Genomic DNA, 13270 nt, shown 5'->3' with positions numbered 1-13270 from the left:
AGGGCAAGCGCGCTATTTTTTTGTCGATGCTGCTCACTTTGTCTTGGGTGCCTTTCTCGGCATTCTCTGGTCGTTTTCCCGGCTTTTTGTAAAGGCCTCCGCCGGGCGCAAACGCTTCAACGTGCTGGGTGCGTTGAATGCGATTACGCACGAGTTGGTGATGGTCACAAACGACACTTATATCACGGCGGACACCGTCTGCGACCTGTTGCGACGTATCGCAGAGCTGAATCTCGGTGTGCCGATCACGCTGGTGTTGGACAACGCCCGTTATCAGAAGTGCAACATCGTTACGGCGCTGGCTTTGCAGCTCAATATCGAGCTGCTTTATCTCCCGGCCTATTCACCGAATTTAAATCTGATCGAGAGGCTTTGGAAATTCGTTAAGAAAAAGGTCTTGTACTCGAAATACTATGACAATTTCCCTGACTTTCAAAACGCGATTACCGACTGTCTTAACCAGACACACACAACTCACAAGAAAGAACTCGATTCATTGCTCACGTTGAATTTTCAGGCATTCAAGAAATGTGATCTTGTGCCTATATGAAGTATATCGTAGGTTGGGGTTCGCAAGCTCACCCCAACCTACGGTCCTCACCCCAACCTACGGTCCTCCGGAAGTCGCCAGATGGCGTGCAAATGATCCGGCAGCACGACCCAAGCCTCGATCTCAAATGGGTGCCGACGGCGAACCTCACGTACCACGTCGCGCAAATCGTCGATCCGCTCCACCAGCAACCGACTCGAGCGGTCGGCCAGATTCACCGTGAAGAAGTACGTCGCCCCTTCCAGCAAAGCGCGCCGATATCGCATGCTCCAACAGCCTCCGTGTCATCCGCGACGACATGGCCGATATCGTAGGTTGGGGTGAGGTACGAACCCCAACAGACGTCGGCGCGGGGTTCGTTGGGGTTCGCAAACTCACCCCAACCTACGGTCCTCAGTCAGAGAAATGGGAATCGGGGTACCACGTGGCATCGTGTCAACCGCTCAACTGCGAAACTCAAGTCAGATGAGTAGGATGCCCGTCATCGCTACGAAACGGTATCAGGACTTTCATACGGGACCACTAGCTACACGCTCGTCCTAAGTGAGTGTATTACTGACAAGCCTCACACTCCGGATCCAAGATCGAGCAAGCACTCGGCGCCGCCGCCCCATTCCCCTTCCCATTCCCCTTCCCATTCGCCTTGTCCTTATCCATCGCGATATAGCTCCCACCAACCGCACTCAATTGATTGGCTCGGCCGGAATCCGCCATGGTCGACTTCTCCACATGGGTCGCGCCCATGGACCTTAGGTAATAGGTCGTCTTCAAGCCTCTAACCCAAGCCAGCTTATAGAGATTGTCGAGCTTCTTGCCGCTGGGCTCCTGCATATAGAGATTCAAACTCTGCGCCTGGTCGAGCCATTTCTGGCGGCGGCTGCCGGCTTCGATGAGCCAGCGGGCGTCGACTTCGAAGGCGGTGGCGTAGAGCTGCTTGATCTCGTCGGGGATGCGGTCGATCTGCTGGACGGAGCCGTCGTAGTACTTGAGGTCGTTGACCATGACGGAGTCCCAGAGTCCCTGCGCCTTGAGGTCGGCGACCAGGTAGGGGTTGACGACGGTGAACTCGCCCGAGAGGTTGGATTTGACGAAGAGGTTTTGGTAGGTCGGCTCGATCGACTGGCTGACGCCGACGATGTTGCTGATGGTGGCCGTGGGGGCGATGGCCATGCAGTTGGAGTTGCGCATGCCAACCGTCTTCACCCGCTCGCGCAGTCCGTTCCAGTCGAGGCTGGTGCTGGTGTCCATCTGCAGGTAGCCACCGCGGCCTTCCTCCAGCAGCTTGATGCTGTCGATGGGCAGGATGCCCTGGCTCCAGAGCGAGCCGTCGAAGCTCGGGTAGCGTCCGCGCTCGGCCGCCAGCTCCGAGCTGGCCTGGATGGCGTAGTAGCTGAGGTGCTCCATGCTGAGGTCCGCGAACTGCACGGCCTCTAGGCTGGAGTAGGGGATGCGGACCTTATAGAGCGCATCCTGGAAGCCCATGATGCCGAGCCCGACCGGGCGGTGACGCAGGTTGGAGCTGCGCGCCTGGGGCACGTTGTAGAAGTTGTAGTCGATGACGTTGTCGAGCATGCGCATGGCGGTGCGCACCGTCTTCTGCAGGCGCTCGGTGTCCAGGCCCTTCTCGGTGACATGGGCGGCGAGGTTGACGGAGCCCAGGTTGCAGACGGCGATCTCCTGATCGTTGGTGTGCAGGGTGATCTCGGTGCAGAGATTGGAGCTGTGCACCACGCCGATGTGCTGGTTGGTGTAGCGCAGGTTGCAGGGGTCCTTGAAGGCGATCCAGGGATGGCCGGTCTCGAACAGCATGGCGAGGATCTTGCGCCAGAGGTCGACGGCCTGGACGCGCTTGCTGACTTTCATCTCGCCGCGCTCGGCGCGCTCTTCATAGGCTAGATAGGCCTGCTCGAAGGGTTGGCCCATGAGGTCGTGCAGGTCCGGCGTCTCGTCCGGCGAGAAGAGGGTCCAGTGCCCCTCCTCGGCGACGCGCTTCATGAAGAGGTCCGGCACCCAGTTGGCGGTGTTCATGTCGTGCGTGCGCCGGCGGTCGTCGCCGGTGTTCTTGCGCAGGTCCAGGAACTCCTCGATGTCGATGTGCCAGGTTTCGAGGTAGGCGCAGACGGCTCCTTTCCTCTTTCCTCCTTGGTTCACAGCTACCGCTGTGTCATTCGCCACCTTCAGGAAGGGCACCACGCCCTGGCTCTTGCCGTTGGTCCCCTTGATGTGCGCGCCCATGCCGCGCACGCGGGTCCAGTCGTTGCCGAGGCCGCCGGCGAATTTGGAGAGCAGGGCGTTGTCCTTGATGGCGCCGTAGATGCCTTCGAGGTCGTCTGGGACCGTGGTCAGGTAGCAGGAGCTGAGCTGCGGGCGCAGCGAGCCCGAGTTGAACAGGGTTGGCGTGGAGCTCATGAAGGCGAAGCTGGAAAGCAGCTCGTAGAACTCGATGGCGCGCGCTTCGCGGTCGATCTCGTTGATGGCCAGGCCCATGGCGACGCGCATGAAGAAGGCCTGGGGCAGCTCGAAGCGGATGCCGTCCGTGGTGTGGATGAAGTAGCGGTCGTAGAGGGTCTGCAGGCCCAGATAGTTGAACTGCAGGTCGCGCTCCGGGCGGATGGCGGCGCCGAGGCGCTCGAGGTCGAAGCGGCCGAGCTGGCGGTCGAGGTGCTCCAGGTCGCCGGCGCGCTTGATGTAGGCGGCGAAGTAGTCGCCGTAGCGCTCGGCGAGGTCGGCCTGGGTCTCCACGCCGCTGGCCATGTCGAGGAAGCCCAGCGCCTCGCGGCGCAGGATGTCGAGCAGCAGGCGGGCGGCGACCTGGCTGTATTGGGGGTCGTGCTCGATGAGGGTGCGGGCGGACATGACCAGCGCCTGGCGGGCGTCGGTCTCGCGTACGCCGTCGAAGAGGTTGCGCAGGGTCTCGCTCAGGATGGCCTGGGCGTCGACGGCGTCTAGGTCGCGGCAGGCCTCGTCGACCAGGCGGGCCATGCGCTCGATGTCGAGGGGGCGGGTGCTGCCGTCGGCCAGGGTGACCTTGATGCTCGGGCCTTCCGTCAGCTCGGCGCTGGCGGCGCTCTTCTCTGCGCGCTCGCGGGCGCGCGAGTCGCGATAGAGGACGTAGTCGCGCGCCACCTTGTGCTCGCCGGCGCGCATGAGCGCCAGCTCGACCTGGTCCTGGATGTCTTCGATGTGCACGGTGCCGCCGCCGGGCAGGCGTCGGGTCAGCGCTGAAACCACCTGCTCGGTCAGCTCGCGTACACGATCGTGGATGCGGCTGGAGGCGGCCGCGGAGCCGCCCTCGACGGCCAGGAAGGCCTTGGTCATGGCGACCATGATCTTGTTGGGGTCGAAATGCGTGACCTTGCCGTTGCGTCGGATGACCTGGACCTTGCCGGGCACATAGGCTGCGGTTTCGATGCCGACGTCGCTCGCGGCGGGGCTGGCCGGCTCGGCGATGGCGTCCTTGTGCTGGGTCGGCTGGGGACTGGGCTGGCTGTTGGCGGACATGGCTCCTCCTGACGAACGGCGCTGTGTGGACGTTGTGAATATTCGCGCGGGTGCTGGCGACCGATGTCAATATATACGTCCGCCTTTCGTAGTCAACCACAATATATTGTGCAAAGCCCTGTTTGCTCCCTGTGCGTCGGCTGTGGGTGATTTGTGGATAACTCTTGGGGGAGCCATGGCCAAGGGCGCCTGGCTCGGCGATTCTCGCGGGGGTGGGCGCGCTGGCGCTGTGGGCAACTCTGGTCGTGCTCGTCGCCTAGGGTGCGCGGAGGTATCGGGCCGTTGGCGCTCGTCCGTCTGCCGAGATGGTGTCAGTGAAGCTTGCGCCAGGAGCTGGGCTCGGACCTCCCTGCCTGCTGGGTCGCCTTCTTCGCCGGGAGCGGGCGGCGGTCGGACACGGGTTGATGCGGATTGCATTCGCGCACACGATCGGCGTATGAGTGATTGCGGACCGGGGCGAGTCCGCGTCTATAATCCGACGAAGCCCGTCTGGTATCTCGCGACGAGTCCCGGCCGGTGCGGAGACCGCAAGTGATTGAGACCGAAAGTGGCGCTAAGACCGAAGGCGGTGCTGGGACAGCTCCTGTCCGTTCAGCGGCGACCTTGGATCAAGCGATAAGAAGTACAAACGAACTGGAGGATTTGCTGGATGAAAGTTCGCGATGCGATGAGTCGTTCGGTACGCTCGATCAAGCCGGACACCAAGATCGTCGAGGTGGCTTCCCTGATGTGTCTCTATCGGTTCCATGGCCTGCCGGTGGTGGACGATGAGGACCATTTGCTGGGCGTCATTGCCGAAAAGGATGTGCTCCACTGCCTCTTCCCCAAGCTTGAGGACCTCATGTCCGAGGGCATGCACTCGGTCGATCTCGACAAGGAGATGGCGCGCTACGGCGAGGTTCTGGACCTGACGGCCGAGGAGCTCATGACCAAGAAGCCGGTCTCGGTCGATCCGGACATGCATCTGCTGCGGGCCGCGACCATCATGGTCAAGCACAACTTCAGACGCATGCCGGTTGCGGAGGATGGGAAGTTGATTGGGGTGTTGAGTCTCGGCGACGTCCACAAGGCCATTTTTCACGCCAACCTGACGGGATCCCTGAAGGCCGTGCGCGACTAGCACCCGACTTCATGATGTCCTGGCTCGATCAGGTTGCGTGACTGGGCGGCGCTGGGAGCCTCGATGTCCAGGTCAGCAGGTGTCGGCCTTGAGGCCGACGCTCCCAGTGCTGCTGTCGTCGGCATCGACGATGAGATTCCAGCTCATTGATCTCGCGGCTTATTGATCTCCCGGCCCATTGAGCTCCCGGCTCAGGGTGATCTGCCGTGGGATGCGAGTGCCTGGTTGTCCGTATCCGGGTGAGGCCGGATAGCCGATGCCCGTTCGAAGCAATACCCTGCCAATCGCCAGCGCTCGTCGCTGCCGCCCGTCCCATGTGGGGCGTTGCGATCGCCAAGCCCGCTTGCGCCATGTTGCGTGACGCCCTGATTCAGCCCCTGAGGGTCCACGTCTGCGTTCGACCCGATCCCAAGTCGGAGGTTGTGATGTTTCGACTGCTCGCCCTGGCCTTTGCCTGCCTCGCACTGCTGCAAGCCCCAGCAATGCCCGTCTTCGCCGCCGACGAGGAGGCGGCTACCGCCGAGTATGCGGAGGCCATGTCCCTGACTCCGGATCTCGACAACGGTCGGCAGATCTATTTGACCTGCGCCGTCTGCCACCGCCCCGAGGGCTGGGGTACGGTCGATGGCACCTACCCGCAAATCGCCGGGCAGCTCCGGCCCGTGATCGTCAAACAGCTTGCCGATATCCGCGCGCACAGGCGGGACAACCCGCTGATGCTGCCCTTCTCCGGACGGCGCATCCTGGGTGGTCCCCAGCAGATCGCGGATGTCTCCGCCTATGTCGCGCAGCTGCCGATGTCGCCGCGCAATGGCGTGGGGCCGGGGATGGACCTGGAGCTGGGCCGTCAGGTCTACGCGGACAAGTGCGCCGGCTGTCACGGCGCCGCGGGCGAGGGAGACGCGGAGAAGGTGGTTCCGGCGATCGCGGGGCAGCACTTTCCCTACCTGATGCGCCAGTTCGATGCGATGCGTACCGGGCGGCGCAACAATGCCGATGCGGAAATGACCGAGCATGTCGCGCAATACGCGCGGCGCGAGCTGATCGCGGTGCTCGATTATGGATCGCGCCTGCGTCCGCCAGCGGACAAGCTGGCCGCCGAGGGTTGGCAGAATCCCGATTTCCCCGCCTATGTGCGCGAGCCCATGGGGCTGCCTCCGCTGCCGCCTGGGCCACCGATTCCGCCGCCGGCCGGCGGCTACTCGGCTCCGGACGCTGGGGGCTGAGGCGGTGCGGGCTCGGCGCGCCGGCAGCAGTTGCGTCCGCTTTGCTTGGCCATTTTGCTCAAGGCGAAGTCCAGGATGTCCGGACTCGGCATCTCGTGCTCGTGGAAGGAGCGGATCGACTCGAAGTAGCACTCGTCCTGGGCCAAGAGCCGCGGCTGCTCGGTGAAACCGCCGAAGAGAGCGCTGGAGAAGAGCATGCAGGTGCTGGTGTCCAGGGTGCGGATGGCGCCGGGGAAGTGGGCATCGGGCGTGGCGTTGAACCTCAGCTCGCGGCCCTCGCGTCCGAGACGCCAGGCGTTTTGTCCACCAGCCAGAGGGGGATGCGGATGCCTTCGTGCCTGAGTAGCGTCTGGGTGCGCCAATGGGTGACCACGACGGCGTCCGGCCGCTCGATGAGCCCCTCGAGCGTCGGGAGGCAGGCGGCGATGTCGGGATCCTGATGCTGTCAGAGGATGTAGCGGATGGCGGAGAAGGGGACGACCTCCTCGATCTTCTCGCGTGTGCGGGTGAAGGTCGGCAGGGAGCCGGGGGCGATCAAGACGGACTGATTGCCCGACTCGATGAGGTAGACGTGACACTGGAAGACGTCGTCCTCCAGCAGCTGTCCGTCCCACCAGGTGCGCGGCGCGATCTCGACGCTGTGCGCTGTGTCGGCGTCTCGCAGATGCGAGAGCTGGGTGTCGAATTGCGACATGGATGCTCGTCCCCAGAGCCGCGCCGCCGATGGCGATGATGGCGGCGTGCCTGCGAGCCTCGCAGAGCGGCGGCTGGTGTCTGCGCGGCACCAGCCCCTCTTGGGCCGGATGCCGCACGAAGCAGCGGCCGGCCTCTCCCATGTGCTGTGCTACTGGCCAGCGAGCTCGGCCGCCGCGGACTCGATCACGCGTGTCTCCGTGAGCGGGTAGGCCGGGATGTGGAGCCGCTGCAGCCGCGCTTGGTAGGCGGTGCAGTATTCATGGTGAAAGGTGAGGAACAGCGGATGCGCGGCCACTTCCTGGACCTCCTGGATGAAGGTGAGGTAGTTACGCGTCTGGCTCATGTGGTAGCTGGAGGGCTGATCCCGCAGGCGGAAGCGCTCGACGCGCGCGTCCCAAAGCGGAAAGACGGCGGGATTGGCGAGGTGCAGCACCTTAGCGGCGCCGATCAGGGAGCCGAGGCAGCCGGCGATCGGCTCGATGACCTCGGCGGCGATCAGGGGTGCCTCGCCGCTCGCCATGGCGAGCGCCGTCGCCGCTTTGTCCAACTGGCTCATGTCCAAGTGCAGGTGCCCCGGCATCCAGGCGTAGACCAGGCTCGCGGTGCGCAGCAGGGTCTCGACGGCGCCGTCGCTCGGCAGGCGCGCGGTGGCGAGCAGGATGGGATAGGTCCGCAGGAAGGCCGCTTCGCGGGCATTGCTCTGATGTCCGCTGGCGCGCACCAGATCGACGGCGCTGTAGAGGAGGTCGATGTTCATGGTCGAGGACTCTGTTTGCCGCGCCCGAGGCGTTGCGCGGGTCGCGGCTGAGCTGGAGACAGCCTCTCTCCGCTTGACGATCCAATGCTCCTGCTCCCTTGCGTCGAAGGCTAGAGCCGCTGTCGCGAAGTGCTTGGTCGGTCAATCTTTCTCGCCGGCTCCTGGCGGCTTCCAGGCGTTACTGGCTTGTCAGGTCGGTGATTTGGGCCGCTGTGCCGGAACTGGGCTGGTCAGCGTAATCATAGTGCTTTACCTGGCGTCGGATGTTGCGCTGGATGATGACGCCGAGGACGGACCACTCCAGGCCGTTCAGCTCGATGTCCGGATAGAGTGCGTTGAGCGCCACCAGACGCTCCCTGCCGGTCTCGTCCCTCACGTATTGCCGGAACCAGCGCACGCCCTCGACCTCGGCGAAGACGAAGCCGTGGCTCGGGCAATGGTCCGTCGGCTCGATGATGACGACGCAGCGGTCGGGAAACTCCGGCTCCATCTCGTTGCCGAGCACCTGCAGGGCATAGGGCTCGTGGAGGCTGCAGCCTGAGCCTTCCAGCTCGAATTTGCTCATGATGTGTCCTCGCTGGCTCAGTTGTCCTGGCTCGCGTCGAATGCCGCCACTGCCTCGGACTGTCCAGGGGTCGGGGCAGTGCGGCAAAAGCTCAAGATGATCGCACCCGCCGGGTCGTTGGCCAAGGGGGCTTGCAGCGAGGGCGTTTCCATTGTCCGTGCCCGGCGGGCGCGGATCTGCGATGATGAAACGTCGTTCTCGGCGCCTAGAGCAGGCGCCAGTCGTCGGAGTGACTGGTCGGCAGTGGGGCATTGAGCGCGAGCGGGGGATTGAGGCCAGGGTGGACGAGCGCGAGAGACTGTGAGAGTCATCCAAGCGCACCGCGAAGATCGCAGATTGCTGTAGGTTGGGCCGACGCAGGAGGCCCAACAATCACGGCGTTAGGCTAGCCGCCATGTTGGGCTTCGTACCTCAGCCCAACCTACGCAGAATTTCTTCACAGTCTCGCGAGTGAAGTCCACCGAATCCCGCGCCGGCATTGGTGGACTGCGCTGCGCTTGTCCACCCTACAGGAGGCGACTGGCGGAAACGATGATCGAGACCCGATCGGGCGGCAGTGGGGCATTGAGCGCGAGCAGGGGTTTGAGCTGTAGTAGGGCATGAAGACACAAGGCCAGATGAATCGAATCTTTGCGACCGAGCGGGTCCATGGGAACCGCCGCGATTGGCACAATCTGCGCGGCATGCTGCCGTTCCTCTGGGAGTTTCGCGGGCGTGCCGCCTTGGCGCTGGGCTGCCTCATCTGCGCCAAGATTGCTAACGTGGGCGTGCCCCTCGTGCTCAAGGACATCGTCGATGCCTTCGACGGTGCGGACCGGCAAGTGCTGGTGCTGCCGCTGAGCCTGCTGCTGGCCTATGGCGCGCTGAAGCTCAGCTCGTCATTCTTCAACGAGCTGCGCGACGTGGTCTTCGCGCGGGTGCGCTACCGGGCGATGCGGCGCCTGTCCACGCGCGTGCTGGAGCATCTCCACAAGCTCTCGCTGCGCTATCACCTGGAGCGTCAGAGCGGCGCCATCAGCCGCGACCTGGAGCGCGGGACGCGCTCGGTCTCGACCATCATGAACTACCTGGTGTTCAGCATGCTGCCGGTTGCGGTCGAGTTCTCGCTGGTCGCCGCCATCATGATTGGCCGCTATGCGCCGGCCTTCGCCTTGGTCACCTTCGGGACCGTCGCCGTCTATTTCGCCTTCACCTTCGCCATTACCGAGTGGCGCATGGAATATCGGCACCGCATGAACCGACTGGATTCGGAGGCCAATACCCAGGCCTTCGACAGCCTGCTGAACTATGAGACGGTCAAGTACTTCGGCAACGAGCGGATGGAGCTCAAGCGCTACGACGACACCCTCTCCGAGTGGGAGCAGATGGCGGTGGCGAGTCAGACGTCCATGTCGCTGCTGAACTTCGGGCAAGGCGCCATCATCGCCGTGGGGGTCACGCTGATCATGACGCTGGCCGCGCAGGGCGTGACCTCCGGCGACATGAGCGTGGGCGACCTGGTGCTGGTCAATGCCCTGATGCTGCAGCTCTTCATCCCGCTCGGCTTTCTCGGCATCGTCTATCGCCAGATCAAGTACGCCCTGGCCGACATGGATCTGGTGTTCAAGCTGCTGGAGCGCAAGCCGGAGATCGTCGACACGTCCGACGCCAAGCCACTGCGGCTGCGTGAGGGCGGGATCCGATTCGAGCACGTCGACTTCTACTATCAGCCGGAGCGGCAGATCCTCTTCGACCTCAACTTCGCCATCGAGCCGGGCCAGAAGATCGCCGTGGTGGGTCATAGCGGGGCGGGCAAGTCCACCCTGTCGCGCCTGCTCTTCCGCTTCTACGACGTCACCGGCGGGCGCATCCTGATCGATGGACAGGACCTGCGCGGGCTGACCCAGGAGAGCCTGCGCGCGGCCATCGGCATCGTTCCGCAGGACACGGTGCTCTTCAACGAGAGTATCCATTTCAACCTGGCCTACGGGCGGCCCGGCGCGACCTTCGAGGAGATCGAGCGCGCCGCCGAGATGGCGCACATCCGTGCCTTCGTCGAGAGTCTGCCGGATCGCTGGGATACCCTGGTCGGCGAGCGTGGGCTCAAGCTCTCCGGCGGCGAGAAGCAGCGCGTCGCCATCGCCCGCGCCATCCTCAAGCGGCCGCGCATTCTCATCTTCGACGAGGCGACCTCGTCGCTCGACAGCCACACCGAGCAGGCCATCCAGCAGACGCTGGCCGAGGTGGCGGAGAACCATACCACCCTGGTGATCGCGCACCGCCTCTCGACGGTCGTGGACGCGGATCGGATTCTGGTCATGGAGAAGGGCCGTATCCGCGAGCACGGCACCCACCGCGCGCTGCTCGAGGCCGGCGGCCACTATGCCGCCATGTGGGAGCTGCAGAAGCGCGAGGGCGTCGAAGCCCTTCCCTAGCTGGTGCGCCATTGCGCCTTCCGAGACGGGTCGCCGACGCCCTGGCCGCAGGCCGCGCCGAGCGATTTCTGAAGGCTAGCCCGTGATTGACCTGGGGCTGGGCCTTATGATGTTCCGCATTCCCCTTCAGACCCTTGCCTATCCCTAATTCACATGACGTTGTCCTATCCGCGTCTGCGACTCGATCCAACCTTGAGGTCCGAGGCCGCTCGTGTCCGTCACCTGCTGCGCGACGCAAGGCTGCTGCTGCCGCTCCTGTCCGTCGCCGCCTTCCTGTCGCTGGCCCTGGTGCTGCTGATTGCCGCGAGCGTGCCCGGAGAGGTCACCCTTGCCCGCTTGAGCCTTTTCAGTCTGCTGGCGGGTGCGGTCGCCTGCTACGTCGCTTGGTTTCGGCTGCGCGCGATGCTCCTGGCCCCCCTGGCGCGGCTCGAGCAGTCGTTGACGCGCGTCTGCCAGGGGGAGCCGGGGGCGAGCGATACGCTCGAGGATGTCGGCGTCCTGGGGCATATCGCCGAGGACATCCGCAGCCTCAACGAGGAGCTGACGGATCTCTACGAGGACATGGACAATCGCGTCGCGCGGCAGACCCGGCGACTGGCCCAGAAGACCGCCTCGCTCAAGATCCTCTACGACGTCGCGGCCGGCATCCACCAGACCGAGAGCGTCGAAGAGCTCTTGCTGCGCTTTCTGCGGGTGCTCAAGGAGATGATCAACGGCCGCGCGGCCACGGTGCGGCTGGTCATGCCGGACGGCACGCGGCGTTTGGTGGGCTCCATCGGGCTCGATGACGGCTTGGTGCGCGAGCAGGAGATGACGCCCGTGGACCTCTGTATCTGCGGCAGCGTGCTGGCGCCTGGGGACATCCTCTGCGACAACGACGCCCGCTATTGCTCGCGCATCTATGGGCGGCGCATGTTCGCCAGCTCCGAGATGGAGGTCGTGACCGTGCCCCTGGAGCATCGCGACGAGCTGCTCGGCGTCTACACCATCTTCGTCGACCGGCCCGGCCTGAAGGCCCGAGAGGACATCATGGACCTGCTCTTCACGGTCGGACATCACTTGGGCGTCGCCATCGCCAAGCAGCGGTCGGATGCCGAGGCGCACCGGGCCTCCATCCTGGAGGAGCGCAACGCACTGGCCCACGAGCTGCACGATTCGCTCGCCCAGACGCTCGCGAGCCTGCGCTTCCAATGCCGTATGCTGGGCGACTCACTGGCCGACAGCCCCATCCCGGACGAGGCGCGCAACGACTTGAGCCGCATCCGCAACGCCTTGGACGAGGCCCACACCGAGCTGCGCGAGCTGCTGAGCAGCTTCCGCGCGCCACTCGACCGGCGCGGCTTGGTTCCGGCGCTGGAGAAGCTGACCAAGCGCCTCGGGCAGGAGACGGGCGCGCACGTGCTCTTCCAGAACGACTGCCGGCCCTTCGAGCTGTCCGCCACCGAGGAGCTGCAGCTCCTGCGCATTGCCCAAGAGTCGCTCGCCAACGTGCGCAAGCATGCCCAGGCCCACACGGTGCGGGTCCTGCTGACGCGCGAGGTCGGCGGCCAGCATGTGCTGCTGATCGAGGACGACGGGGTTGGATTCAGCGCGCCGCCGGACGGCGCTCAGCCCGGCGAGCGCATCGGCCTCTCCATCCTCGAGGAGCGCGCGCGCCGCATCGGTGCCGAGCTGCGCATCGAGAGCGAGCCAGGGGAGGGGACACGGGTCGAGGTGGTCTTCGAGGTCAACCGGCGCCCCTCGCGCCCATCCCTGGAGGCCGCCTGATGCGTGTGCTTTTGATCGACGACCATGCGCTCTTTCGGTTCGGCCTCCAGGAGCTCTTGGAGCGCCGTGGGATCGAAGTGGTTGCCGCGGTTGGCGACGCCACCGCAGGTGTGCAGAAGGTGGCCGAGACGCACCCGGACGTGGTGCTGCTAGACATGCGCATGCCGCAGCTCTCCGGACTGGATCTGCTGCGCGAGCTGCGTGCGGCGGATCAGACCATGCCGATCGCCATGCTGACCACCAGCGCCGAGGAGCGTGACGTCATCGACTCCTTGCAGGGCGGGGCCCAGGGCTATCTGCTCAAGGACATGGAGCCGGATGCCTTGATCGCAGCGCTCGGTGACGTCGTGCAGGGCAAGACGGTCGTCGCGCCCGAGCTGGCCATCGTGCTGGCCAAGGCGGTCCAGGGGGAGGCCAAGGTGGCGCAGCCGCAGAATGGTGCGACGGACCTGACGCCGCGCGAGCAGGAGATCCTCTGCCATCTCGCCGAGGGGCAGAGCAACAAGGCCATCGCGCGCCGGCTCGGGATCTCGGACGGGACCGTCAAGCTGCACGTGAAGGCGATCCTCCGCAAGCTGGAGGTGCACTCGCGCGTGGAGGCGGCGGTGATCGCGGTGGAGCGTGGGCTCTGCGAGCGCGCCGTGGCCCGCGATCCTGGGCCTCAGGGCTAGCGG

Annotated in this window: 10 protein-coding genes and 2 pseudogenes; 6 read left to right on the top strand and 6 right to left on the bottom strand. The window is 64.6% G+C overall.

The features are described from left to right. The coding region (locus G3446_RS07645; RefSeq protein WP_164452234.1) for an IS630 family transposase at positions 1-550 on the top strand (550 nt) is incomplete at its 5' end. 65 nt (positions 551-615) lie between these two features. Here the strand turns inward: G3446_RS07645 and G3446_RS07640 are convergent. Both G3446_RS07640 and G3446_RS07635 read right to left on the bottom strand, forming a co-directional pair. Continuing rightward, positions 616-816 (bottom strand): annotated as a pseudogene (locus G3446_RS07640) (transposase); the annotation flags it as partial. A 286-nt stretch (positions 817-1102) separates the two neighbouring features. Next, complete coding sequence (locus G3446_RS07635; protein ID WP_164452233.1) at positions 1103-4051, bottom strand: ribonucleoside-diphosphate reductase subunit alpha; 2949 nt, start codon at positions 4049-4051, stop codon at positions 1103-1105. Positions 4052-4700: 649 nt separating this feature from the next. On the opposite strand from G3446_RS07635, the gene G3446_RS07630 reads away from it, so the two are divergent. Together G3446_RS07630 and G3446_RS07625 are read left to right on the top strand one after the other, a co-directional pair. Beyond that, positions 4701-5171: a CBS domain-containing protein gene (locus tag G3446_RS07630; protein WP_164452232.1), complete on the top strand. Its 471-nt coding sequence runs from the start codon at positions 4701-4703 to the stop codon at positions 5169-5171. Positions 5172-5596: 425 nt separating this feature from the next. Beyond that, the gene (locus G3446_RS07625) at positions 5597-6397 is read left to right on the top strand and encodes a c-type cytochrome (protein ID WP_164452231.1); all 801 of its coding nucleotides are present in this window, start codon (positions 5597-5599) and stop codon (positions 6395-6397) included. On the opposite strand, the gene G3446_RS07620 is transcribed toward G3446_RS07625, so the two are convergent. The 4 genes and pseudogenes from G3446_RS07620 to G3446_RS07605 form a co-directional block, all read right to left on the bottom strand. Further along, a complete protein-coding gene (locus tag G3446_RS07620) occupies positions 6370-6759 on the bottom strand; it encodes an oxygen-binding di-iron domain-containing protein (RefSeq protein WP_164452230.1) in 390 nt (129 codons plus the stop codon). The two genes, G3446_RS07625 and G3446_RS07620, sit on opposite strands and share 28 nt — an antisense overlap. Continuing rightward, a pseudogene (locus tag G3446_RS28930) lies at positions 6660-7091 on the bottom strand (oxygen-binding di-iron domain-containing protein). The gene G3446_RS07620 and the pseudogene G3446_RS28930 overlap by 100 nt, the downstream one beginning before the upstream one ends. A gap of 150 nt (positions 7092-7241) precedes the next feature. Continuing rightward, positions 7242-7850, bottom strand: coding sequence for a hypothetical protein (locus G3446_RS07610; protein ID WP_164452228.1), 609 nt, complete (start codon positions 7848-7850; stop codon positions 7242-7244). Positions 7851-8028: 178 nt separating this feature from the next. Further along, complete coding sequence (locus G3446_RS07605; RefSeq protein WP_164452227.1) at positions 8029-8415, bottom strand: S24 family peptidase; 387 nt, start codon at positions 8413-8415, stop codon at positions 8029-8031. Between the two features lie 617 nt (positions 8416-9032). Here G3446_RS07605 and G3446_RS07600 point away from each other — a divergent pair. The 3 genes from G3446_RS07600 to G3446_RS07590 all read left to right on the top strand — a co-directional run bounded on the left by G3446_RS07600 (position 9033) and on the right by G3446_RS07590 (position 13267). Next, positions 9033-10829 carry an ABCB family ABC transporter ATP-binding protein/permease gene (locus tag G3446_RS07600; RefSeq protein ID WP_164452226.1) on the top strand — a complete coding sequence of 599 codons (1797 nt, stop codon included), beginning with the start codon at positions 9033-9035 and terminating at the stop codon, positions 10827-10829. Between the two features lie 153 nt (positions 10830-10982). Next, positions 10983-12596: a histidine kinase gene (locus G3446_RS07595; protein ID WP_164452225.1), complete on the top strand. Its 1614-nt coding sequence runs from the start codon at positions 10983-10985 to the stop codon at positions 12594-12596. Further along, positions 12596-13267: a response regulator gene (locus G3446_RS07590; protein ID WP_164452224.1), complete on the top strand. Its 672-nt coding sequence runs from the start codon at positions 12596-12598 to the stop codon at positions 13265-13267. Before G3446_RS07595 ends, G3446_RS07590 begins: the two co-directional genes overlap by 1 nt. Positions 13268-13270: the final 3 nt, after the last annotated feature.

This window comes from Thiorhodococcus minor, from assembly GCF_010820565.1.
Classification (GTDB): Bacteria; Pseudomonadota; Gammaproteobacteria; order Chromatiales; family Chromatiaceae; genus Thiorhodococcus; species Thiorhodococcus minor.
Note: the sequence above shows the minus strand (reverse complement) of the source record. Positions and strands in the feature narration are given on the sequence as shown.

What these genes read in the sequence shown, in the direction of transcription:
- G3446_RS07635 (WP_164452233.1), bottom strand. Translation starts at nt 4,051, where the DNA reads ATGTCCGCCAACAGCCAGCCCAGTCCCCAGCCGACCCAGCACAAGGAC.
- G3446_RS07630 (WP_164452232.1), top strand. Translation starts at nt 4,701, where the DNA reads ATGAAAGTTCGCGATGCGATGAGTCGTTCGGTACGCTCGATCAAGCCG.
- G3446_RS07625 (WP_164452231.1), top strand. Translation starts at nt 5,597, where the DNA reads ATGTTTCGACTGCTCGCCCTGGCCTTTGCCTGCCTCGCACTGCTGCAA.
- G3446_RS07610 (WP_164452228.1), bottom strand. Translation starts at nt 7,850, where the DNA reads ATGAACATCGACCTCCTCTACAGCGCCGTCGATCTGGTGCGCGCCAGC.
- G3446_RS07605 (WP_164452227.1), bottom strand. Translation starts at nt 8,415, where the DNA reads ATGAGCAAATTCGAGCTGGAAGGCTCAGGCTGCAGCCTCCACGAGCCC.
- G3446_RS07600 (WP_164452226.1), top strand. Translation starts at nt 9,033, where the DNA reads ATGAATCGAATCTTTGCGACCGAGCGGGTCCATGGGAACCGCCGCGAT.
- G3446_RS07595 (WP_164452225.1), top strand. Translation starts at nt 10,983, where the DNA reads ATGACGTTGTCCTATCCGCGTCTGCGACTCGATCCAACCTTGAGGTCC.
- G3446_RS07590 (WP_164452224.1), top strand. Translation starts at nt 12,596, where the DNA reads ATGCGTGTGCTTTTGATCGACGACCATGCGCTCTTTCGGTTCGGCCTC.